Source organism: Paraniabella hibiscisoli, assembly GCF_022512515.1.
Taxonomy (GTDB): Bacteria; Bacteroidota; Bacteroidia; order Chitinophagales; family Chitinophagaceae; genus Niabella; species Niabella hibiscisoli.
On sequence record NZ_JAKWBK010000001.1, the window covers coordinates 3701549 to 3724959 of the forward strand.

Annotated in this window: 29 protein-coding genes; 12 read left to right on the forward strand and 17 right to left on the reverse strand. The window is 41.2% G+C overall.

Features of this window, described 5'->3' with window-relative positions; translation table 11 throughout:
• Nucleotides 1–292: 292 nt before the first annotated feature.
• Nucleotides 293–985: a hypothetical protein gene (locus MKP07_RS23045; RefSeq protein WP_240849422.1), complete on the reverse strand. Its 693-nt coding sequence runs from the start codon at nucleotides 983–985 to the stop codon at nucleotides 293–295.
• Nucleotides 986–1061: 76 nt separating this feature from the next.
• The gene (locus MKP07_RS23050) at nucleotides 1062–1835 is read right to left on the reverse strand and encodes a sensor histidine kinase (protein WP_240849423.1); all 774 of its coding nucleotides are present in this window, start codon (nucleotides 1833–1835) and stop codon (nucleotides 1062–1064) included.
• Between the two features lie 265 nt (nucleotides 1836–2100).
• Between MKP07_RS23050 and MKP07_RS39350 the strand changes: the two genes are divergently transcribed.
• A complete protein-coding gene (locus MKP07_RS39350; protein ID WP_262919435.1) occupies nucleotides 2101–2229 on the forward strand; it encodes a hypothetical protein in 129 nt (42 codons plus the stop codon).
• 239 nt (nucleotides 2230–2468) lie between these two features.
• Here MKP07_RS39350 and MKP07_RS23055 read toward each other — a convergent pair whose 3' ends face one another.
• From MKP07_RS23055 to MKP07_RS23125, 15 genes are all read right to left on the reverse strand, one after another.
• Complete coding sequence (locus tag MKP07_RS23055) at nucleotides 2469–2768, reverse strand: hypothetical protein (protein WP_240849424.1); 300 nt, start codon at nucleotides 2766–2768, stop codon at nucleotides 2469–2471.
• Between the two features lie 334 nt (nucleotides 2769–3102).
• A complete protein-coding gene (locus MKP07_RS23060; protein ID WP_240849425.1) occupies nucleotides 3103–3744 on the reverse strand; it encodes a response regulator transcription factor in 642 nt (213 codons plus the stop codon).
• A gap of 21 nt (nucleotides 3745–3765) precedes the next feature.
• The gene (locus MKP07_RS23065; RefSeq protein ID WP_240849426.1) at nucleotides 3766–4515 is read right to left on the reverse strand and encodes a sensor histidine kinase; all 750 of its coding nucleotides are present in this window, start codon (nucleotides 4513–4515) and stop codon (nucleotides 3766–3768) included.
• Nucleotides 4485–5165, reverse strand: a complete 681-nt coding sequence (locus MKP07_RS23070; protein WP_240849427.1) for a hypothetical protein — start codon at nucleotides 5163–5165, stop codon at nucleotides 4485–4487. Before MKP07_RS23070 ends, MKP07_RS23065 begins: the two co-directional genes overlap by 31 nt.
• A gap of 14 nt (nucleotides 5166–5179) precedes the next feature.
• Complete coding sequence (locus tag MKP07_RS23075; protein WP_240849428.1) at nucleotides 5180–5446, reverse strand: hypothetical protein; 267 nt, start codon at nucleotides 5444–5446, stop codon at nucleotides 5180–5182.
• 222 nt (nucleotides 5447–5668) lie between these two features.
• Nucleotides 5669–6019, reverse strand: a complete 351-nt coding sequence (locus MKP07_RS23080; protein WP_240849429.1) for a glycoside hydrolase — start codon at nucleotides 6017–6019, stop codon at nucleotides 5669–5671.
• Between the two features lie 70 nt (nucleotides 6020–6089).
• Entirely contained in the window at nucleotides 6090–6656 is a 567-nt protein-coding gene (locus tag MKP07_RS23085) for a WD40/YVTN/BNR-like repeat-containing protein (protein ID WP_240849430.1), read from the reverse strand.
• Between the two features lie 52 nt (nucleotides 6657–6708).
• Nucleotides 6709–7167: a DUF2867 domain-containing protein gene (locus MKP07_RS23090; protein ID WP_317236081.1), complete on the reverse strand. Its 459-nt coding sequence runs from the start codon at nucleotides 7165–7167 to the stop codon at nucleotides 6709–6711.
• Nucleotides 7116–7343, reverse strand: coding sequence for a hypothetical protein (locus tag MKP07_RS23095; protein ID WP_240849431.1), 228 nt, complete (start codon nucleotides 7341–7343; stop codon nucleotides 7116–7118). Before MKP07_RS23095 ends, MKP07_RS23090 begins: the two co-directional genes overlap by 52 nt.
• A gap of 5 nt (nucleotides 7344–7348) precedes the next feature.
• Nucleotides 7349–8137, reverse strand: a complete 789-nt coding sequence (locus MKP07_RS23100; RefSeq protein ID WP_240849432.1) for an NAD(P)H-binding protein — start codon at nucleotides 8135–8137, stop codon at nucleotides 7349–7351.
• A 35-nt stretch (nucleotides 8138–8172) separates the two neighbouring features.
• Nucleotides 8173–8994, reverse strand: coding sequence for a response regulator transcription factor (locus tag MKP07_RS23105; RefSeq protein WP_317236082.1), 822 nt, complete (start codon nucleotides 8992–8994; stop codon nucleotides 8173–8175).
• Nucleotides 8995–9103: 109 nt separating this feature from the next.
• Entirely contained in the window at nucleotides 9104–9661 is a 558-nt protein-coding gene (locus tag MKP07_RS23110) for a sensor histidine kinase (protein WP_240849434.1), read from the reverse strand.
• A 207-nt stretch (nucleotides 9662–9868) separates the two neighbouring features.
• On the reverse strand, nucleotides 9869–10084 hold the full coding sequence (locus tag MKP07_RS23115; protein ID WP_240851019.1) for a triple tyrosine motif-containing protein: 216 nt from the start codon (nucleotides 10082–10084) through the stop codon (nucleotides 9869–9871).
• Nucleotides 10085–10104: 20 nt separating this feature from the next.
• On the reverse strand, nucleotides 10105–10689 hold the full coding sequence (locus MKP07_RS23120; RefSeq protein ID WP_240849435.1) for a two-component regulator propeller domain-containing protein: 585 nt from the start codon (nucleotides 10687–10689) through the stop codon (nucleotides 10105–10107).
• Nucleotides 10689–12044 carry a ligand-binding sensor domain-containing protein gene (locus tag MKP07_RS23125; protein ID WP_240849436.1) on the reverse strand — a complete coding sequence of 452 codons (1356 nt, stop codon included), beginning with the start codon at nucleotides 12042–12044 and terminating at the stop codon, nucleotides 10689–10691. Before MKP07_RS23125 ends, MKP07_RS23120 begins: the two co-directional genes overlap by 1 nt.
• A 697-nt stretch (nucleotides 12045–12741) precedes the next feature.
• Here MKP07_RS23125 and MKP07_RS23130 point away from each other — a divergent pair.
• The 11 genes from MKP07_RS23130 (at nucleotide 12742) to MKP07_RS23175 (ending at nucleotide 23352) form a co-directional block, all read left to right on the forward strand.
• The gene (locus MKP07_RS23130) at nucleotides 12742–13536 is read left to right on the forward strand and encodes a TonB-dependent receptor plug domain-containing protein (RefSeq protein ID WP_240849437.1); all 795 of its coding nucleotides are present in this window, start codon (nucleotides 12742–12744) and stop codon (nucleotides 13534–13536) included.
• Nucleotides 13537–13565: 29 nt separating this feature from the next.
• Complete coding sequence (locus MKP07_RS23135; RefSeq protein WP_240849438.1) at nucleotides 13566–13715, forward strand: hypothetical protein; 150 nt, start codon at nucleotides 13566–13568, stop codon at nucleotides 13713–13715.
• Nucleotides 13682–14281 carry a hypothetical protein gene (locus tag MKP07_RS23140; RefSeq protein WP_240849439.1) on the forward strand — a complete coding sequence of 200 codons (600 nt, stop codon included), beginning with the start codon at nucleotides 13682–13684 and terminating at the stop codon, nucleotides 14279–14281. Before MKP07_RS23135 ends, MKP07_RS23140 begins: the two co-directional genes overlap by 34 nt.
• A gap of 61 nt (nucleotides 14282–14342) precedes the next feature.
• The gene (locus MKP07_RS23145; RefSeq protein WP_240849440.1) at nucleotides 14343–15902 is read left to right on the forward strand and encodes a SusC/RagA family TonB-linked outer membrane protein; all 1560 of its coding nucleotides are present in this window, start codon (nucleotides 14343–14345) and stop codon (nucleotides 15900–15902) included.
• 28 nt (nucleotides 15903–15930) lie between these two features.
• Nucleotides 15931–17226, forward strand: coding sequence for a RagB/SusD family nutrient uptake outer membrane protein (locus MKP07_RS23150; RefSeq protein WP_240849441.1), 1296 nt, complete (start codon nucleotides 15931–15933; stop codon nucleotides 17224–17226).
• Nucleotides 17223–17798, forward strand: a complete 576-nt coding sequence (locus tag MKP07_RS41375; protein WP_317235880.1) for a RagB/SusD family nutrient uptake outer membrane protein — start codon at nucleotides 17223–17225, stop codon at nucleotides 17796–17798. Before MKP07_RS23150 ends, MKP07_RS41375 begins: the two co-directional genes overlap by 4 nt.
• Entirely contained in the window at nucleotides 17759–17845 is an 87-nt protein-coding gene (locus tag MKP07_RS41380) for a RagB/SusD family nutrient uptake outer membrane protein (protein WP_317236083.1), read from the forward strand. The genes MKP07_RS41375 and MKP07_RS41380 overlap by 40 nt, the downstream gene beginning before the upstream one ends.
• Before the next feature lie 77 nt (nucleotides 17846–17922).
• Nucleotides 17923–19170 carry a DUF4959 domain-containing protein gene (locus MKP07_RS23160; protein ID WP_240849442.1) on the forward strand — a complete coding sequence of 416 codons (1248 nt, stop codon included), beginning with the start codon at nucleotides 17923–17925 and terminating at the stop codon, nucleotides 19168–19170.
• 10 nt (nucleotides 19171–19180) lie between these two features.
• Nucleotides 19181–19900 (forward strand): DUF4998 domain-containing protein, encoded by a 720-nt coding sequence (locus MKP07_RS23165; RefSeq protein WP_240849443.1) that lies wholly within the window; start codon nucleotides 19181–19183, stop codon nucleotides 19898–19900.
• A 696-nt stretch (nucleotides 19901–20596) separates the two neighbouring features.
• Nucleotides 20597–21343, forward strand: coding sequence for a TonB-dependent receptor plug domain-containing protein (locus tag MKP07_RS23170; RefSeq protein ID WP_240849444.1), 747 nt, complete (start codon nucleotides 20597–20599; stop codon nucleotides 21341–21343).
• Nucleotides 21340–23352, forward strand: coding sequence for a SusC/RagA family TonB-linked outer membrane protein (locus tag MKP07_RS23175; protein ID WP_240851021.1), 2013 nt, complete (start codon nucleotides 21340–21342; stop codon nucleotides 23350–23352). Before MKP07_RS23170 ends, MKP07_RS23175 begins: the two co-directional genes overlap by 4 nt.
• Nucleotides 23353–23411 lie beyond the last annotated feature (59 nt).

Consider the following 23411-nt stretch of genomic DNA (forward strand, 5'->3'; position numbering starts at 1 on the left):
GAGAGGTATATTTTTTCGTAGTTTCATCTATAGAGTAGGAAAGACCGTTTGGCTTTAGTGCTTTGTCTAAGACGGCAAGTAGTGGTTCACTACTTACATTCATATCTACAAATAATGAGTCTACGTGCGTTGAATCGAAATAAAAAAAGTAGCCAGACTGTTTTTCGATCTCGACAATGAAGTCTTTTACCAATACACTGTCAAATTTCGCTGTTATCGAAGGTTGACCATTCTGTGCATTTGTGTGTAAAACAAATGAGCATAAACAAAAATATTAAAATACGATGCAACATTAGTTTTGATTATAGGTTTCTACAGCCTTCAATATCAGCACTTCTTTATTTTTCTTAAAATTAAGTCCCAGCGGCCTCAATGTTTTTTTTATCAGTTTCTTTTTATCTTTTAGAAGTTCGTATAGTTTGCGTTTGGAAACAATTTTTGTTAGTTGGTCATTTCTTTGCAAAAAGAACTCATCTGCTCTTAGAAATTCATACTCTAACACTTGTTGCTCAATTTTTTGTTCCAGAGTTGCGTTTCTCCTGGCTAAAACCTTTAAATCTCCGTCCGCAAGAAGTTCATAAAAACCGGCCCTGGTTGCAGATTTAACAGTGCTGTCTAATCGTATAAACTTCTTTTCTCCAAGTGTAAAATTGCTGATCCTGTATTTAACCGGAAGGATGGAAAACTGGTTGGGGGTGTAAATTATAAGTTCACCGGTATAAGCGTCAAATTTTATACCGCCCACTTTGTACCAGATATTATTGTATTGAATATCGCCCGGCAACCAGCCAGTTTCAGGAATATACGGAGAACCCTTAATGCTAGATGCATAACCCAAAAACAGTCTGCCGGAATAGACAGGTAAATCACTACCAAAAGTAGTATAGTAGCTCTCGGGTAAATGTGAGGTATCGCTTTTCTCTTTTGCCTGTAAAGTATTGCAAAAAAGAAGCATTAAGATTGGTATAAGCAGTTTCTTTCGCATATTGGCTTAGCTACTGGTAAATATAACCAATAATAACCGGTTAATAGCTCTGATAAACCTTTCCGTGAGGAAATAATTATAAAACTATACCAATTTCTGTTCCCTGGTTGATCACACTGGTTAGCTGGTAAGTAGCTCCGATAGTTTTAGCCCGGCTTTCCATATTAATCAACCCAATACCTGACTTCTCTAGTTGCGCGGTATTAAATCCGTTGCCGGTATCCTTTATGGTGATTTTCAGTTGTTCCTCATGCTTTTTGATGCTTATATGAATGTCGCTTCCGGGCGCATGTTTGGTAGCATTACTGATTGCCTCTTGTACAATCCTGAAAAGAATGATTTCCTTTCTCGGGTCTAATAGCAAAGGTTCTTCGATAGTGTGCAATGTAGCGCGGCAAAGCCCCAGTTTATTGATCCTTGACAGTTCTAATCTTAAGGATGCTATAAAACCGGTTTGTGTTATTTTATCACCTAACAGCGTTTGAGATATATGGCGGATATCCTGCAGGCTGTTGGAAATAATTTCCCGGCAGGTTTGCAGCTTGCTGTTTTGTTCCTGGCCCGCCTCCTGCATTAAAAGGTTAAGATATATAGTAGCTGCAGACAACTGTTGTCCAACATTGTCGTGTAATTCACGGCTGATATCGTCAAAAGCTTTTTCCTGTATTTCAATGGTACTGGTTAAAAGGTCTTCGTTGAATTTAGTTTGTAGGAGCTGCTTTTCTCTAGAATTTTGCTGTTGTTTTTTATAGTAGGTAACTACAAAGAAAATGATAAATCCTGCCAGTATGCCAAAAAGAAGAATACCCGTAAAAATGAAAACGTATATTTCGGAAACATTATTATTCATTTGCTTTGCGCCTGCTGTCTAAAAAAATGACAATTGCTGTGGTTAAATAGTATTGTATATTTAATACGTATGTAATGTGTGTTAGCATAAGTGAAACATCTTTAATTTTTACTAACGAGTTATAAAAACTCCAGCAGAAAAAATTAAAGGTAAATAATATTAGTGTAGAAGTGTTGTACCAAAACAGGCCTTGCCTTAATAAAGGCTGATCATCACTAATCTGCAATATTTTTTAAATAATAATAAGGTGCATAATATATAAACGATGTTAGCTGGTAACATTGAGTTGGTAGGCACTGTCCAAACATCCTGGAACAAGCAAGCATTAACCATTGTGAATATTGTAAATGCCACCCAAGACCATGAAATAATGGCTTTTGATTTATTTAGATAACTTAGGTAAAATGTTGTAATGAAGAAGTATTGTAACGGCTGATAAATATGATAGGGCGGGCAACTGTTTCTATATTCTTTAATAAAAATACGCGTCACAGATTCACTGGTGAAAGTAACTAGAATGAAAATTGTTAAGAGTCGATAGGGGTTACTTAGTTTTTTAAAATTTAGCAGCCCATACACCCATGTTATTAATAAAATAGACAGATATACTGAAAAACGAACGCTCATTTTTTCTTAATTGTTTCGAAGATTAGTATTGCCTGGTGGGATCGGTTCTGGCTCTGGTTCTCCACACTGGTTGGGGCAAGGATCTGTTTGGTCATAAAAATCGCCCTCATCTTCTATTTCATCGCCACCAACAGCCACGCTTTTACCGGCGATATTTTCTTTATTTGTTTTACTAGGTACCGTGCCCCGTATAACCAGCGTTAAAGCCTGGCTTTTGTTTTTGCTATAAGGCTCGGTTTTTCCAAAATAAAAACTATATCCAACAATATTAGCAAGCTTGTCAATTTTCCTAATAGATTCGTCCATCCCTTTTAGCGTTTCTTTTGAAATCCAAAAACCGCGCAGGGTAGTTTTGCCGTCACTAGTAACGAGTTTATAAGCATCACCTACAGAATCCTGGGATGTTAAATAGTTGGAAATATATGCGTCTGCAACTTCCTTTGTTATAGGGCCAGCTTTGGTTGGAATGGGATTTGACCCGATAGTGTCTTTTTTATAACACGGTCATATACATAAAATAACAAAAAACCGAGCAATACCAGGAAAAGATAAAATGGAATACGTTTTACTGAGAGCGTTTCGTTCTGGGACATGTAATTGGGTTTAGTTGCGGTAAATGTAGATATTTTATCAGTTAGAATTATAATTTCACCAACTCTTTTCTTATTGCCTCCAGGCAAAGGCCCACACGACTTTGCACACTGAACTTTTTAAACAGCGCCTCCCTATAACCATCAATGGTACGTTCGCTGAGATTCATTTCTGATGCGATTTGTTTGTAGGTAAGTTCGCTACATGCGTATTTTAAGAATGTGGCTTCTTTGGGGCTCAGTAATGGCTCTTCTTTTTCTTCCGCTTTCATTAGTATACGGCTGAAGTTAATATTACCTGCATCCGCATTATAATACCCCTTTCTGTTGATTTCATCCAGCGCCTTCTCTAACTCATTGGGGTGGGTGTCTTTTAAAAGATAACCACAACAACCCGCTTTAAACATAGAAATGATCGTATTATCATCAGCATTCATCGATAAAGCAACAGGCTTTATCTCGGGATAGTTCTCCGAAAGCCATTTAGCTGTTTCAACGCCATTCATAACCGGCATATTCACATCTATGAGCATAATTTCAGGTAGTTCTCTTTTGTTTTTTATTTTCTCCTGGAGGTCTTTTCCATTGCTGGCTTCCAGTATTACCTCATATACTTTAAAACTCTCCAGCATCAGGCTTAATGATTTTAAGAAGAGCTGGTGATCATCTACAAGACCTATTTTAGTTTTCATCTTTTTCTGAACTTTGTGGTATTAAAATAACAATGCTGGTACCTCTGTCTGAGGAGGTGTAATTGATAGCACCCCCAGGAGTTTAGCACGGTACTGCATATTTTTTAAGCCCATTCCCTGATTTTCTTTATTCGTAAATCCTATGCCGTCATCTGCCACCGTAATCTCAGCATCGGTTCCTTTTTTGTAAAAGTATATATCTATAACCTTACAATTGCTATGTTTTAAAGCATTTTGCACAGCTTCCTGTATAATGCGAAAGAGAATGATTTGTTTGGAGGATGGGAGTCTTGGTTCCGCATGTATGTGGAGATGAGCGCTGATGGCAGTTCCGGCGTTTAATCTTATTACTTCTGCTTTGAGATTTTCAAGAAGATTAAACTGGGACAACCAGTCTTTGTCAAGAGATTTAGACAAGGACCTTAGTTCATTAATCGCTTTTCCTATAGTGGCATTCGCTGTTAGTAAGGTATCGGGCGGTGTTTGCAAACTTCGCTCCGCCAGTCCTATCAGCATCCGGGATGTACTTAATAGCTGACCTACGTTATCGTGTAGTTCTTTACCGATTTGTGAGAATGTTTGCTCCTGTACTTCTATCTGGGAGCGTAGCAACTGGCTATTGAAATCTTCTTCCAGTAATCGTTTTTCTTTTAGATGTTTGTAATCTCTGCGTTTGTAGGCCATTAATAAAACAACTATAAATAAAGTAATTAAAAGAAGAAAGACTGAAGCGCCAAGTATTACGACAATATCGTTCGATAATTTTTGCATAAAATGCCATAACTAATGTACAGGCTACAAATAAATAAAAGAATATTATGAAATCGCCATAAGGCGCCCAATGTACTGCTACTGGTATCTATAACGTATTTGTAAGATATAAATATAAAGAATGCACCGGCATAATAAGTAAATATACCTACAACACACCAGAAAATACTGGTTTCAGGAATACTAACCTCCTCGTGCGTATTGATCAGCTTTGAATAGAAAAAGTAAAGACTTAAAGCGACAATGACTATACTCTCAAAAGCCGAACTTCCTGAACTGAACTGAGAAATGCCGTCCCCATTTATGATCAGTAATATGGAAATGATGGCATACGAGACCAGGGAAAGGTGGATTACTAAAGGTTTAAAATGGAGCAGATATTTTAAAAAAAGGGTAAGAATTACGAGGAAAGAAGCCGTGGAATTAAGTTTATATACCCAATAGTTGTTTTGCAACAGGAGAAAATTGGTAGAAATAGCCATACGCTCTATTACCGTAGCCAGGCAGTTACAAATTAGTTGAATAAGGCAAAATACCAAAACAAGAAGCACTTCTTTAGAAAGCATTTTCTTACTTTTCAATAGGAATACTACAGCAATTGCAGGGCCGATCGTATCCAGGATATTCAATATTTGAGAAAGTGTCTTCACGCTTGCTATTCGGATTATAGTTCAACTTCTGCCTTTTTATCGCATCCCGGAGGATAAGGACAACCATTTACCTGGTTTTTTAAAGTTCGTGTTTTTGTATTTCCGTTGTCAGCCCGGGCTGCTATTTCTATAATATTTAGCTTCTCATTATCAGCGGTAAGACGAACTTTTATTTCCTGGCTGATGATGATGCCTTTTGCTTTTGGGTTTTCTTTTAGAAGGCTTTCGATTTTTTCTCTTGTAAAGTAAAATTCGAGCTTACATTGATTGTTGACTGACATTGTTAGTAGGCATTTATATAATACACAGAATATTTAGCAAACTTATAGCATGTGTGAAAAAACAGGTACGGGAAAATTCCCGTATTTAATCCGGTAAATCCCCGTTGTGTAGTCCCTGATCGGCTCCTATTTTTGACTCATTAAAATTATTAGACCTTAATACGGCTAATTTATGTAACGCACCAGTTCCACCTATGAGCGATCCACCTGGCAGGGTTTGAGTTACCGTAATAGTAATTTTCCAACCCTGCCATTATTTCCTACAAAATATACGCTGTTATCCGCTTTATTATATGCGCAGGTATTAAACCCTTCCTCGCTTATTTTTTTCCAATTCACTCCTCCGTCCTTGCTGATGTCTATTCCCGCTATACCGCAGGTGACCGCTTTGTTTTTACCCGTAAAGCAAACTGCACTTCTGTACCCAGCCGGCATAGTAACGGGTAGTCGCCAGGTTTTTCCCTGGTCATGGCTATAAACGAAAGCGCTATCTGAGCTACTCCGATCATTATAGTTCCCACTGGCTACCAGGAAGATTTTGCCCTGCGTTGCAATACCATTAGCGCCGGTCATTTGCTGGCCCTGGGTAGTGGGCAGCCGTACAGCTTTCTTCCCGCAAAAAAACGCGAAACGGCTCCACCGCTTACAATACAGTATCCAGATGCAGACCATATAATATTGGAGCCACTTGCGGCAAAAAAGCTTCACCCGGTTTTGCGTCGGGCAGTTGTAATTCATTATCTGATTGCCAGCTATTGCCGCCATCTTTTGTTCGTGTTACAAATATGCTGTTGTTGATGGGATCGCCTATTACTACACCTTCTTTTTCGTTTTTAAAAGCCATTGCATCCAAAAACATAGCGGTGTCTCTATTTTCATAAACTTTGGTCCAGTTTTGCCCGCCATCTGATGTCTTTAAGATATAGGCCGGAGCTGCAATACCCATAACAAGCGCTGTATTTTCATCCAGCGCCTCTATGTCGCGGAAGTCGGTCTTCTCATATCCTTTAATAGTGGTCCATATCCATGTATTGCCTCTATCCATTGACCTGCCAACAGTACCACCGCTGCCACTTACCCAAATGGAATTCCCTTTGATGCTAAGCCCGCGAAAACTGGTTTTGGTACCCTGAACGATTATCTGAACCTCCTGCGATTGCGCTGATAGGATGAAAAGCAAGAATAGTAAAAGCAGCGTTGATTTTCTCATTAGCTAAATTTATGAAAGAAATAGCTAAATAGGAGGGAGTCGCTTTATTGTTTTATTTTTCCGCTCCTGTTAACCGCCGGATCATGGAACCGAAAATGAAAAAATGGAAGGGGTAGACGGTATACCAGTACAATCGTCCTGCAAGCCCGTGAGGCCTGAAAGTAGCTGTTTGATGCAGCGTATCGCCCGTAATCTTAAACTCAAGCCAGGCTTCACCAGGCATTTTCATTTCTGCAAAAAGCAGCAGCCGCTTTTCATCGCGATTGGCATAGAGTACCCGCCAGAAATCAACGCTATCTCCAGGTTCCAGGAGGCGTATATCTCTTCTGCCCCGGCTGAGTCCTACGCCACCAAATAACTTATCCAGCAAACCTCTTAATCTCCATAGTACGGAAGATGAATACCATCCCTGCGAACCGCCAATACCGAATATGCGATCCAGGGTTTCAGGCTCGTTAGTTACCTTTTGCTGCTGCTGGTCTTTGAAGCAGCCCCGTACCGGTACTTCCAGGTATTGCCATACATTTTTTTGTGAAAATGATCGGGAAAAGAATCATACCAGCTTGATAGTACATCGTTTTGCTCAATTTTATCGAATGCCAGTCGGATTGCGTCCTGGTAGCTGATCAATTGTATACCCAACTGCTGATCCAGGTTATTAGGTTGAGCTACCACATCTACTTTCATGCTATCTACCAGGTTTTTAGCGAGTGTATAACTGGTAGAGGTAATAAAGTATAACCAATAAGAAGAAAGACGTGGGGAAAAAACGGCACTGTTATAATACGTCTTTTTAAGTTCCTTGATCGGGCATATTGAAGGATCATTTCTTTATAGGTTAGAATTTCTTTGCCGGCAATATCAAAATGACGGTTGTAGGTAGACGCCTGGAGTTTTACGCCGGTAAGAAATTCAATCACATTCCGGATGGCGATGGGTTGGCATTTGGTCTTGATCCATATCGGTGCAACCATCAGGGGTAGTTTTTCGGCAAGATCCCGGATGATTTCGAAGGAGGCGCTTCCTGATCCAACAATAATACCTGCTCTTAAAGCGGTTAGCGCATAGTGATTACTTTGGAGTGCTTCCTCTACTGCTTTTCTTGAACTAAGATGTTTGGATAATCTTTCTTCGTTTACAATGCCCGTAAGATAGATGACCTGGGTTGCATTAGTGGTTTCTACGGCTTCGCGAAAATGCTGAGCGCTCTGTTTTTCTGTTTTTGCAAAATCGCCACCTTCTGCCATAGAATGAATGAGGTAATAGGCAATATCCAGATCCCGGGGAACAACTGATAAGCTGGCTTTGTCTGAAAAATCGCATTCAATAACTTCTACACTTCCTTCGGCGTCCTTATATTTTGACGTATTGAAACGGTGCTTATCTCTTACAGCACAAATTACTGTGTGTCCTTCTTTTAATAGCTGGATCAATAAGCGTTTACCAATATACCCTGTGGCACCGGTCAGGAGGATTCTCATGAAGGGAGATTGTCAAAATTCCTGCCACAAAGATATTATTCGTCCAATGTATCTGCAGCACTTGCACCTTCACCGGTTTGATTGCTGCGAACTGCCATAGCATACTGTTTCGGACTGCTTCCGAATTTCTTTTTAAATTCAGTGCTGAAATGTTTACGATCCTGGAATCCTACTGCATAGCAAACCTCGTAAACAGCCATATTGGTATTGCTCAGGAGCTCCGCTGCTTTTTGCAGCTTCACCGACTTGATGAAATCATTTACTGACATGTTGGTGACGGCTTTCATCTTTTTATAAAGAACAGGAACACTCATGGCCACTTTTTGTGCCAATACTGCCACATTAAACTCAGGTTCGTCAAGCCTGCTTTCAATAATCTGTAATACTTCTTTAAGGAACTCATTGTCTAAAGCGTTGGCCACAGGCTCGCTGCCTGCGTTGTTAGTGGAAACAGGTAGTAAGCCTCCCTGAATGCGGCGTTCCACATTTTGTCTCACCCGCTCACTGGTGATGAGCAAGTTGCCTACATTCAGTTCAAGAACGGTGCGGTTAAAAGGTTTGGTAAGGTACAAGTCGGCGCCTTTGTATAATCCTTCAATATGATCCTGCTGTGTCGATTTTGCGGTAAGCAGTATCACTGGGATGTGACAGGTTCGGATATCTGATTTAATCCGGTTACAGAAACTCAAACCGTCTTCTTCCGGCATCATCACATCGCTGATAATAATATCGGGCAGGTGTTCACTGGCATAGACCCAGCCTTCAGCCGCATTATCTTTTAAAATAACCTGGTGTGTTTGTTCAAGTATCTCCTGCACCGTTTGGCGGATACCTGGATTGTCGTCTACAACCAGGATAGAGAATTTTTTGCATTGTCGATATCCTTATCTGGCAGATCCGGAGCCGGCACAGGCAGCGTTGTTGCTGGTTCCGGCGAGCTTGTGTTCTTTACAGTTTTGTCCAATATTACCTGAGGTGCCGGCGTGCTGATATGCCGGTTAAAATGTTCTGCTCCCTTTGCAGGAATACCGAAAATGTAGTACACCGTTCCTGTATTTGATTATCAGAAAGTTCGCTTTCAACCTCGATACGGGCACCGTGGAGCGCAGCTATTTTGCTGGATAAAGCAAGGCCAATACCATAGCCTTTGTTTTGCGACCCGCTATCATTTACCTGGAAAAAATTGTTGAAAAGTTTATCCTTGTACTCCGGAGCTATGCCTCGCCCGTTATCAGATACCGATACTTTTATATAATGCTGCACATCTTCTATATGTACCTGTATCTTTCCACCGTCGGGCGTGAATTTAAAAGCATTGCTGATCAGGTTAAAGAATACTTTTTCCAATTGTTCCGCGTCAAAATACAGGATCTCGTGTTGAATGTTATGCGTGAATAATATATGCATGTCCCTCGCCAGCGATATTTGGGTAAAATGCTCATATATCTCTTTAATAAACGAAACAATGTCATAAGGAGCTACCTGCAGGCGCATATTCTCCGTTTCAGCTTTCCTGAAGTCCATAAGCTCTTCAGACAGACGTAAGAGGTTGTTGGCATTCTTTTTATATGGCCAAATTGCTGTTGCAGATAATTGTCGCTGGCCCTGTCAGATATCATTTTATCCACTGGCGACATGATCAGGGTTAAATGCGTTCTTATTTCATGCGTAACATTGGTAAAAAAATCAAGCTTGTGCTGATGTAAAGCTTCTTCTTTTTGATGAGCTCTCTCAAATAGAAAAAACGGATAATAACAAATAAAATACCTGCAAACAGTAATACATATATAAGGTAAGCCCACCAGGTGCGCCAAAAGGGGGAAGCACAACAATGGACAACTCTTTAGCATCGCTCCAGATACCATCATTATTGGCTCCTTTCACAGCCAACGTGTATTTGCCCGGCTTCAGGTTCATGTAGGTTGCAGATGGATCATCTGTTTCTATCCACTGCTGATCAAAGCCTCTTAATTGGTAAGCATATTTATTTTTTCTGGTTTAATATAATTCAGAAGAGCAAACCTAATAGTAAATACGTTCTGATCATAACTTAGCTGCAGTTCCGTGGAGGATGCAATATCTGTCATGCCTGGATGGTTTAAAGTAGTAAGCGCTGTAAACTGTATGGGAACTGCTACCGTATTCGACCGAAAAGAAGCTGGATCGAAGCTGACCAGGCCGTTAAAGCCTCCAAAATAGAACAGGCCGTTATCGTCTTTAAAATAGGCGTTATAATTAAAGGTATTGGACGGGAGGCCGTCTGTCTTGGTATAACGTTGATACTTTGAAGTACCCGGATCCAGTTTAATAAGACCGTTTCCTGTGCTTAACCATACAAACCCTTTTATATCTTCCAATATGCCGTATACCGTGTTTTGATCCTCAGGCTGATTAAATCCGAACGATTGGATATTTCCGGTAAAGGGGTTGTACTTTTTTACTCCGTTCTTTTCAATTCCAAACCAGATATTTCCTTTCTGGTCCTCCTGTATACAATTAATGTATGCATTGGATGAATCGGGTAATCCTGCAAAACGATTGGCCGATTTCACTATATGTTCACTTGCCCGTACCAGAAATAGGCCAGAAGAAGTAGCAATCCATATATTATTCCTGGAGTCTGGGAATATTTTTTTATATCCCTGTCTTTTAATGCAGTTCTATCGTACCGGTTACTGATATCAGTGAGTGTGGTACCATTTCGGCTATAAACCTGTACATCTTTTAAGCCACCCTGTACGCCCAGCCATATATTATTGTGCAGGTCTTCTGCAATGGTTGGAATTTCTGATCTTAAAAATGAAGGATTTTCGGGGGTGTAAAAATATTTTTTAAAGGAATTACCCTCCAGTAGGTTGAGTCCGCCTGCATGGGTTCCTACCCAGATATTTCCGTCTCTATCCCTGAAAATCGCTTTAATTAAATTAGAGCCGATGGCGCTGTTCGCATGAGTATAGTAAGTAAAGCTGGCTGATTGCTGATTAAATTGATTGAGACCGCCGCCTTCTGTGCCTATCCATAGGTTGCCTCTGATATCGGATGCAATGGAGCTAACTACATTATTACTGAGTCCTGAGGATGTGCCATTGTTTTGCCAGACATGGAAAAGGGATGAAAAAGGGTCAATTACATTGATTCCCCCGAAAAAAGTGCCCACCCAAACCAGTTGATTTTTATCTACATAAACACTGTGCACCGAATTCTGACTTAAACTATGTTTGTCTTTCGGATTGTTCCTATAGCTTTCTGCTGTTTGAGTAGTCCAGTTTATTTTTGCCAGGCCCTCCTGAGTACCAATCCAAATATTACCGTCCATATCAGGCCTGATGACCCTGATAATATTGTTGGGTAATTTTAAATGCGCTGAATTGGTATTAATACGGGTAAAGTTTCCGCTGTTTTTATCCAGCAGGTTGATGCCCTGGCTTTGAGTACCTACCCATAAGTTATTATATTTGTCGGCATTAATGGCAGTAATAATATTGCTGCTCAGGCTGAATTCGTTCAGCGGATTGTGGCTGTAATGTTTATATTCCGGAACAGACTTTTTAGTTACTACCTGGCTTAATCCTTCATTAGTGCCTACCCACACTGTATTATCCTTATCAACGAATATCGATCGTATACGCTGACTGTGAAATCCTGAACTTTCATGACCGTCCCATCTTTCAAGCTGAAAATCCTTATGGTTGTTCGTTTTAAAAATGCCTGTATCAGTTCCTACCCAAATATTAGATTGCTGATCCTCGAACATGCATAAAACCGATGGCTGTAGCTGATCGCCAAATTGTCCCCTGTGATATTCATTTTTTCCGATATCGTAGATCCACAAGCCATTACTGCTTCCGATCCATAACCTGTTCTTACGGTCTATCAAAAGAGAGTTGATATCATTTTCCGCCGCCATACGACTTTGCATGGGGGCTTAAACACCCTGAATGCTCTTCCGTCAAATCTGTTTAATACATCGCCCGCAGCCAGCCACATAAACCCCGATTGATCCTGGGTTACAGCATAAACACTATTACGCGAAAGACCTGCTTCTGTATTCCAGCTATTGAAAGTTGGTTGTTGAGCCTTTGTGCTTATAGGGATGATAAGCAAACAGAGAATTCTAAAAGCAGTACCTGGAGATTTTAAAAAAGACCAATACATTCTTGGCCTAAGCTACAATTTGTTAACGACTTTATAAAGATTTTTTGCAAGTAAGATGAAAGTTTCTGTAATTAATGATGTTGATAATCATGTAGTTGTATTTGTGCGTATAAAAACACCCCAATTTATTTACGAAAACACCCTATGGTTTTTTAAAATCCGTCAGATATTACAATCATTGAAGCTGTAGAGAAAGTTGTTGAAGCAGATTGCCGATTGCCTATTTCAGAAAAGTACAAATTGCTGTATTTATAAATAGTATTTCATGTTCAGTATTTATTATGAACTGGAGTGACACTGCCCGGATATTTACTTATTTTAAAACTAACACGCAAAATGCAAAACCAAAATGTTTTGATTTTAATGAGGAAAGGAGCTCCGCCTCTTCTGGTAGGAGGAAAGGACCTGGAAGTACTTTCTGTCCGATGTATTAAAAAAGAATGATGACAATGACCGTAATGTTATTGTTTCTTCTGATGAGTTCAGTGGCAAAAAGTGCCGAACCTGAAACCAGATCGTTCGACAATGCACGGGTATTTTTTCAAACTGACATAGAAGTGAGTGGTTTGGTAACAGATTCTTCGGGCACTATTTTACCGGGAGTAACTGTTATGCTGAAATCAAAGCAGAGTTACGGAACCACTACCGATTTAAATGGCCGGTATATTTTAAAGGTACCTTCTTCCGATATTCTGGAGTTTAGAATGGTGGGTTATCTGACGCAGGAGGTAGCGATCAACGGCCAGACGACTATTAATATAACCCTTCAAAAAGATTATCAGAAGCTGGATGACGTAGTTGTTACCGCGTTTGGCCAACGTGCCAGAAAAAGAGACCTGATTGGATCAGTAAGTTCTATAAACCCGGGTGAATTAAGAATTCCGGCCAGTAATTTAACCACCGCGCTGCAGGGAAGAATTGCCGGTATGGTATCTTTTCAGAGAAGTGGCGAGCCTGGAGCCGACAACGCAGACTTCTTTATTCGTGGTGTCAGCACATTTGGGGTGAATCAAAGGCCATTGATGTTGGTGGACAATATGGAAGTAACCGCAGATGATCTGGCGCGTATCCCGGTAGACGATATTGAAGGGTTTAGTATTTTGCGCGATGCCACGGCTTCTGCGGTGTACGGATCAAGGGGGCAAACGGTGTTATACTGGTTACCACCAAAAAAGGACAGGAGGGGCCGCCCAAAATCTTCTTCAGAGGTGAACAGCGGCTTTCTACGGCAACACAGCAATTAAAAATTGCCGATCCCGTAACCTTTATGAAAATGAACCGGGAAGCTATTCTGACCCGTAATCCGCTGGGTGGCGCCGATGAGAATGTATATTCACTTGAAAAATTGACAGAACCGCTGCCGGTGACGATCCGATCCTTTACCCAGCAGTGGATTGGCTGGATTATATTACCCGGGATGTGACGACCACACGTAAATATAATTTAGGTCTTTCCGGCGGTGGGCAGGTAGGTACCTATAATGTAAGTGGAGATTATTCAACTGATAACGGATTACTTAAAATAAATCCCATCAATGATTTCAATAGTAATGTACGTTTTAATGTTTACAACCTTAGAACCAATGTAAACCTGAATGTTACCAAAACTACCAGTTTAACCGCCCGTTTCAACCTCAATGTGCAGGATTATAACGGACCTCCCGTTTCCGGAAGCGATGCGTTTGGCCTGGCATTACGTTCTAACCCGGTTCTGTTTCAGCCGGTATACGAAGCCCCGGAAAGTATGTCCTGGATCAAGCATCCTATGTTTGGTAATTTTGCCGAAGGAGGATACACTAATGCCTATGCTCAAATTGTAAGAGGGTATTCTGAAAGAAAAAGAAGCAATATTTATTTTCAGCTGGATCTGAATCAGAAACTATCTTTCATTACAGAAGGGCTCAATTATCGCGGGCTTTTAAATATTACCCGGAACTCTTATTTTAGTCAACAAAGAACTTATTTTCCATTTTTATACACCTATACCTAATATAGAGACCGGCGTTGTTGATAAATACCAGGCCATTAACCCGGAAACAGGTACGGAGTATTTGAATTTTGTTCCCGGCGAGCGGGACCAGGCGGCTATCTTATATGCTGAGAGCCAGTTCTCTTACAACAGGATAATGGGCGATCACAATGTGAGTGCTATGTTGGTGGGAACCATTCGCGACAATGTACAAACCCCGGAAAGTTATACCTTACTCAATACGTTACCGTTTAGAAACGTAAGCGTATCCGGTAATACCACCTATTCATTTAAGGAAAAATATTATGCCCAATTTACTTTCGGCTATAATGCATCTGAGCGTTTCGATGAAAATTACAGGTGGGGTTTCTTTCCCTCATTTGGTGTAGCATGGACGGTTGATAAGGAAAAGTTCATGGAGGGGTTAAAGCCCGCCATAAGCAAGTTTCGGTTAAGAGCCACGTATGGCTGGCTGGGTAATGATAATGTAAGCACTTCTGAAAACCGCTTCTTTTATCAATCGATAGTAAATTTAAATAATCCTACCCGTGGCTATTCATTTGGCTTGCCTACTAATATCGTAGAGGGGTATCCAGGGGTATCTATTACGAGATACGCCAACCCTAATGTACAATGGGAAATATCCCGACAAACCAATTTTGGGATTGACCTTGGATTTTTTAATGGCGCACTTACTTTTACAGGCGACTATTACCAGCAGTACCGCTACAATATTGTACAACAAAGAGCAGGTGTTACCGCCTCGGCCGGTTTTCAGGCGCCCATATTAGCCAATGTGGGAAAATATAAAAGCAAAGGGTTTGATGCAGAGCTTACTTATAATAAAAATTTTGCATCGGGTTTGTGGATACAATCGAGAGGCACCTTTACTTATGCTACCGGCGAGTTTGTACATTTTGATGAGCCCACTTATGCCTATTCCTATCTCTCTCGTGTAGGCCTTAATTCTAACCAAACCCGCGGTTATATAGCCGAGCGTTTATTTATTGATGATGCTGAAGTGGCGAATAGCCCCCAGCAACAATTTGGTGGTGAAGCTGTAATGGGAGGTGACATTAAATATGTGGACGTTAATAAAGATGGCGTAGTTAATGGAGATGATATGGTTGCCATAGGCCATCCTACGGTACCAGAGATCACCTATGGTTTCGGACCCAGTATCGGGTTCAAATCATTTGATCTCTCTTTCTTCTTTTCCGGCAACGCACGAACCTCTCTTTTTATAAGACCTTATAATACTTCTGGCAACTTATACGGTACCGCCCCTTTTGGAAACAGGTTTTCTCCTAACGCGGTTTTGCAGGCATGGGCTGATAGTTATTGGTCTGAAGAAAATCAGGATGTGTATGCTCAGTATCCAAGATTGAGCCAGACTGCAACAGCCAATAATACACAAACCAGTACCTTCTGGATGAGAGATGCCAGCTTTATCAGGTTGAAGCAAGCTGAATTGGGCTACAATATCAAGGGCATTACCGTTAGAAGGTTCAATGTAAAGAGTGTGCGCATTTATATGAGTGGTACCAACCTGTTTAGAATAGGCGCTTTTAAACTGTGGGATCCTGAAATGGGGGCAATGGACTTGCCTATCCACTACAACGTGTGTTCAATTTTGGTGTAACGGTTAATCTATAAAATCCCCTGCAAAAATGAAAAAGATACTATACATATTAATGATGCCGTTGTTGCTAACGGCGGGCTCCTGCAAGAAATTCCTGGATGTAGTGCCAGACAATACACCCGTAATAGATCAGGCATTTAGCCTTCGGGTGATGGGGCAACGATTTTTGGCTACCTGTTATAACAGGCTTCCGGCCAATAATGCTTTAGGCAATGAGAATTTTTTAATGGCCGATGAATTCTGGCTGAACTCCACTGCTAATTTCGGGTCAGCTGCTTACCCGGGGTGGTACATTTCTATGGGGCAGCAAAATGCTAATGCGCCTTTGTTAAATTGGTGGGGTAACGCTGGAAGTGGTGCTTACTGGCAGGCAATTAACGACTGTAATGTGATGATAGAACGGGTACAGGAGATTCCTGATATGGATGTTGCTGAAAAAAACATGTGGGCAGCCGAAGCCAAAGTATTGAAAGCCTATTATCACTACTTATTGGTACGAGCTTATGGTCCTATTATTATAAGAGACAAAAACCTGTCCGTTTATGGTGATCAAACAGCAATGCAGGAGCCTCGCGTACCGGTGGATGATTGCTTTGCTTATATCGTAAAAACAATTGATGAGGCTATGGCAGACCTGATGCCCATTGAACAAAATGGCAACCTGGATGTAGGTAGAATTACACAGATCGCTGCCAAAGCTATCAAAGCCAGAATTCTGGTTGATGCGGCAAGCCCGCTTTTTAATGGCAACTCAGATATGGTATCGCTGACAAGCGATAGTGGGACGCCTTTGTTTAATCAAACTTATAGCGAAGCTAAATGGGTTGTTGCCGCTGCAGCTTGCAAAGAAGCAGTGGATATAGCCGTTGGCAGTGGTAAGCGCCTGAATGTTTGGACGCCTCCGGCTAACCTCACCGTGGGTTCGCAGTCTACCCGGTTCCAGATGGACTATCGTACTGCATTTAATGAATCGGATGGTAATGCAGAAGCTTTGTGGTATGATACCAGAAGCATTGCTGCTGCTGCATTTCAGGCGGCATTTACACCGCGTGGCTTTAATACGAATACGGTATCCAATGGTAATATTACCAGTTTTATGGGAGCCACTTTAAATATGGCTGAAAAGTTCTATTCAAAAAATGGAGTTCCCATTGAAGAAGATAAAACCTACCCTTATGCGAGCCGTTTCGATTTAGTGACCGTGCCTGCTACCGATGAATACCGGTTTAACTTACAGGCTAACTATACTACCGTTCGTTTTCACCTCGATAGGGAGCATCGCTTTTACGGAACACTTTCTTTCGACGGGGGCGTTATTTTATGATGTCTGAATTGAATGACGCCAATGCATTAGGCACGAATTACAAACAAGGCGGCAACGTAATGAGCTACAATGTGATCAATAACCAGGCAACCGGGTACATGGTCAAGAAATATGTGAATTATCAAAATTCGTATGGAGCCAGTAATGCATACGGCGCCAGGCCTTATGCCATACCCATCATAAGACTTGCAGATCTGTATTTATTATATGCAGAGTGTATCAATGAGAGCCAGGGGCCTACGGCCGAAGCATTTACTTATATTGATGCAGTTCGCGCCAGGTCTGGTTTAAATGGCGTTCAGGCGTCCTGGACTAATTTTTCATCTCAACCCAACAAACCCTCAACCAAGGCAGGGTTACGCAACATCATTAAACAGGAGCGTACAATTGAACTGGCTTTTGAAGGGAGACGGTTCTGGGATTTAAGGAGATGGAAAGACGGCATACAGGAATTGAACAAGTTGATTTTAGGCTGGGATGTTTCGCAGAGAACTGCTGCCCCTTTTATAGAAGCCGCGCTTTATACAACAGGATTTTTACTACCAAAGATTATTTCTGGCCTATTTCTTTAGATGAATTAAGAAGAAATCCAAAGTTGAAACAAAATGTGGGCTGGTAAATGTTACTACAGCCGAAATATAATTCGACACAAAGTCAGGCCCACTTTTTCATGGGTTGGCAATTAAAAAAATAATAATGAAATCATACTTTTCTAAAAATAAGATAGCATTCATAAGTATCATCTCGTTGCTGCTATTAACCCTTGGTTGCAAAGAAGATATCGGGATAACGGTTAACAGGGTGGGCGAAAAGCCCGCTCCTGTTTCTAATGTGCAGGTAACGCCCATATCGGGTGGGGCTGTTATCCGGTACGATCTGCCCCTTTCTGAAGACCTGAGATATGTAAAAGCGGTTTATCAACTTGATAATGGTTTGAAGCGGGAAGCAAAGGCTTCCATTTACAAAAATGAGATTACGGTAGATGGTTTTGGAAAGGAAGGTGTTTTTGGTGTTGAATTATATTCAGTAGCAGTAGGGGAGGTTGCATCAGAAGCTGTAGCAGTTCAGGTAAATGTACTTACCCCTCCACACCAGGTGGTATTGAATAAAATAAGGGCCAACAATAATGTAATAGCCACGTTTGGTGGACTTAATCTGAATTATGTTAACGAAACAGAATCAGACATTGTAATAAAAATTATCAGGAGAGATTCTTTGGGTAAGTGGCAGCCAGTTGAGTCAGAGTATACCAATTTTCCTTCCGGTACCATCAGAATCAGGGGGCAGAAAGCTGTGCCTACGGATTTCGGCGTCTTTATAGAAGATAGATGGAATCATAATTCAGATACTTTTAATGTAAATCTTACACCTATTGAAGAAGTGACAATACCTACTACACGTTGGGCCAGGTTTGCTTTGCCCGGAGATGCAGGTGTAAGAGCAAGCGGGTTTCCTTTTAATGGAATTTGGGACGGTAATACCAATGCAGGGTATTTGTCAATTGCCAACGCCAATACCACCGAAAGTATTGAATTGCCAAATTCTCTTACCATTGATTTAGGCGTGCAGGCCAGTATTAGCCGTATGCAGATATGGGCTACACGCTACAGCACGCTTTCTGATATTTATGGTCCTGCTCATCTTTATGAGTTTGAGATCTACGGAAGCAATAGCCCCAATGCCAATGGCTCCTGGGATGAGTCCTGGACCCGTCTCGGACAATTTACCAGCTCAAGACCTACCGGTTTTGGTTTTGGCGTTCCTGCAACATCTGCAGAGCAAACAGCCATACGTGATAACGGGGAGACTTATGAATTCCCGGATCCTACAACCCTGGGGAAATTTAGGTATATCCGGTTCAGAAATTATGCAATGTGGAATGGTTCGTATGAAGGTGGGTCTAATTTCTTCATTTTTGAGCTTCGCTTATTCGGACAACTTTAAAATTAACGAAATGAGAAAAATATTTATTTTAATAGGATCGGTAGTAGCCGCCTTGGTATTGAGCCAATGCGGTAAACCTAAGGATTATTACTCTGCAGATTTTTTGAACGAAGCAGAGCAGGCCAAGCCCGGCAAGGTAGATTCTTTACAAATACTGCCGGGGCGAAACCGTGGCCTTTTGAAATTTATTGTTGCGCCAGACAGGCGTGTGAATAAATTAAGGGTTTCTTACAGTAGTTCTCTGAGCGCCGATGTAACAACTTCGATGGTAGATATCGCTGCCAATGAATATGGCAATTATAAAGAAGTATTGATCAATAATTTACCAGAGGCAACATTGCTGGTTCGTATTACTTCCTATGATACCAAGGGTGATAGTTCTAACATAGTAACCGGTGCAGGGTTTATTTATGGCGACAGATATATTTCTTCCCTGTATAACCGGATTTTTCAAAATATTACGACCGTTAACGGCGTTAAGCAACTCAATTTTCAAAATGAGAGCGCCAAACCCAGGGACAGTACCATATTTTATACTTTACAACAAACAATCATTACTTACTCAAAGTTAGGCGGCGGCACATCTACCATTGAAATATCTCCTTTTGTTAATGCGGTAAAAATAACAGACTTAGCCGCCACAGGTTCTATTACTCATTACTCCCGTTTTAAACCCACAGCACAAACAATTGATATATTTGAATCAACCCCGGTAACCGTCAATTTCTAAAAATAACCGGCTATTAGTTGGTCGTATCAATAGGTCGGAAAAAGCCGGTTAAAGTGGATATATCGGCTTATCATTTTACATGCCTGATTAACCATGATGGCTAAACAAATGGTACCTATGGCTTTCTTTAACCGCCCGTTAATAGCGAATGATATTTAAATAGAAATCATTATAAATGATTTAGAAGGTTTGTTTGAAACCCCGCACGAAATTGCGGGGTTTATTATTTAAGGTTTGTGATCGGTTACCAGTTCTATCAATATTCTTTATATGGCTATTGATGATTATTATAGCGGTGTAATTAAATATCGTGCCCGGCATCTGGGCTGGTTTGTTTTGATAGTACACATATAGGCGACTTTAAACGGCAGAAAATAACCTATGAAAAGCAACAACCATTTTCGTGGGATTAGCTTGTTTATATCTGTTGTGTCATCATCGCGTATTCATTTAGAAATCGTGGAGCATGTAAAAAGCTGCAAGAAAAAATAGTTATTGAAGACCAGTTATTTAGACATTTTATTTATAAATCCCCCTTTTTTATTTAAAAGAGCCACCCGTTAAATTTTAAATCTGAGTATACATTCATGGCCTGATAGCGATCCGGTTCAACGATGTATCCCACCCGGTGATGCTGATTAAAACCAATATTAACCAACTCTTCAAATGCAAGCGTAGATGGAAAAATTAATGGACATGCTATTTTTCAAGCGGGTTGTAGTGATCTCGCTGACTCTGATGTTGCCTTTTCTTTCGTTTTCCCAGGACGAGGATACGGTAACATCCATTCAATATAAAAGTCCCTTTCAGACGTTCATATCCCCGACTGGTTCCCAGGATTCAGTTAATGGATCCAGACTTTTATCTTTCCCGGTAACCAATATTGAAACCGCCTTACATGGCTTACTTTCTGGTTTAGATATCCGTATGTCTTCAGGAGACCGTTTTAGCGGTGGTGCGTTGAATCTTAGGGGGCAAACACCTTTGGTTGTAATAGATGGTATTGTTAGGTCCTGGTCTTCCATTAATCCGGAACAGGTAGAGACTGTCTCAGTATTGAAAGATGCGGTTAGTTTAAGCCGCTATGGAATGCGGGGCGCTAACGGCGTACTGCTGATCACTACGCGGCGCGGCGGTGTTTCCAAACCTCGTATATCTGCGACCGCACAAGCGGGTGTACAGCAGCAGCTTTTCCAGGCGAAGTATTTGGATGCGTATAATTATTCACTCTTGTTGAATGAAGCAATCGTAAACCAGGGAGGTACCGCCAGGTACACACAGTCGGACCTGGACCTGTATAAATCGGGCACTGATCCATTCAGGCATCCTAACGTTGACTGGCGGGAATTGCTCACCAACAAAAATGCCGGTATGCAACGCTATAATGTCAATATTGACGGGGAGGCGCGGCAGCCAGGTATCATCTCGATTTTGACTATCTGAATCAAAATGGTTTTTTAAAATCGGGAAAGAGTATGAACTCTTATGAAACCAACGATTATGCAGAACGCTATTTGATAAGAGCTAATGTTGATGTAAAGGCTACGAAAACAACCACACTGGGCGTTAATATTTTTACCCGCATCCGCGAGTTGAATCAGCCTGGTGCAACGGTGGCAACCATCTACAATAATTTATATTATACACCTAATAATGCCTACCCGGTTGTTGATCCGCGCGATTCGCTCGCCGGAACACTTCAGTATCGGGATAATCTTTATGGCAGCGCTTTCAACTCGGGTTACAGAAGAGCCTTCGATAGAATATTATATTCTGACGTGGCGTTAAGGCAGGAACTTCCATTTATTAAAGGTCTGTATGCAAAAGGTATTGCATCATTTAATTATTCATTCGGGCAAACGATTAATCGCTCCAAAACCTTCCCCGTATATTCAATGTCCATTGGAGCCGCAAATGACACAACCTATTCCCAGATTGGAACCGCGGGGGCGCAGGCCAATAGTATTACCTACAATAGTCAGAACAGGCAGTTTTATATGGAAGGCGGCCTGGGTTATGACTGGACGGGAAATCAACATACCCTTCATGGTGAGTTAATATATAATATAGATAGATCGGACATTGGCGGTTCCGGAGACCTACCGGTTTTAAACAAAAATATTCTCAATACTTATTCTTACAATTACGCGGACAAATATTTTGGAGATGTTTCAGTGGCCTATTCCTACTTTAATCGTTTACCTGAGGCGAATCAATGGGGGATGTTCCCGTCTATAGGCCTGGGTTGGAAGCTGTCGTCTGAAAACTGGTTTAGTTCCAATGCAATTGACCTCCTTAAGATAAGGGCTTCCTACGGGAAGGTAGGTAATAATCTAAATATTGGTAATTTTACTTACCTGGTGGACTATGCTGAAAATGGACCTCTATTTTATACCGGAACATCTACCACGCCTACTTCGAGTGCCACTATCAGGGAGCCTGCCCTGGTTAACAGCGATCTGAGATGGGAGAGCTCCTATAACCTGAATCTGGGCGTTGACATTGGTTTACTGAATAACCGCCTTTCCCTGTCTGCAGATTACTTTAATAACAATGTTAAGGATAACCTTATTTTACGCAGGAGCGGCGCCAGCACTGTGCTGGGTTCAGCGCTGACCGTGGAAAACCTGGGAGAACTTAAGTATTCGGGCTTTGACATAAGCGCTGACTACAATAACGGACCAGAGAAAAAGTTTAACTATAGCGTAAATGCTAATGTAGGGATCAGTCAGTCGAAAATGGTTTTTGATGATGAATTGCCGGTGTCTTATTCCTATATGGCCAGGACGGGCCAGCCCGTTAACCAGGCTTTTGGTTATGTAGCTGATGGGTTTTATAATACACAAAGCGACCTGGATAATGCGCCAATCATAGAAGGATATACACCTCAGCTGGGCGATATAAAATTTAAAGATCTGAATAACGATGGACGCATTGATATTTTTGATGAAACTGCCCTGGGAAATAAAGGCCCCCGGATTTTTTATGGACTTTCTTTCATGGCCAAATGGTCGGGTATAGAATTTTCGATGCTTTGGAACGGTTCTCAAAACAATAATGTATGGACCAATGTATTGAACAACCTTGAGTTTCAAACAGGCGCTAATAATAGTATTGGGCAGGCATCAGAAATGCATTTAAACCGCTGGACAGCGGCTACGGCTGCAACAGCCACTTATCCCCGGTTGAGTTTAGGGTATAATCCTAATAACCACAGGGCTTCCAGTTTCTGGCTGAAAGATGGTAGCTATATAAGGTTGAAGAACGTGGAGCTGGCCTATAACCTTCCTCAAAACTGGGTCAACGCCATTAAACTAAAAGGAGCGAGGATCTTTATCAATGGCCTTAACCTGCTCACATTTACCCAACTTGAAAATATGGACCCTGAAGTTACCGCTTCCTTACTGCCTAATACCCGGGTGTTTAATTGTGGCTTAAACCTGAAATTTTAACAGGTGGGCATACGGTCAAATCAACACGAACAAAATAAACAACTGATGAAAGCTATTAT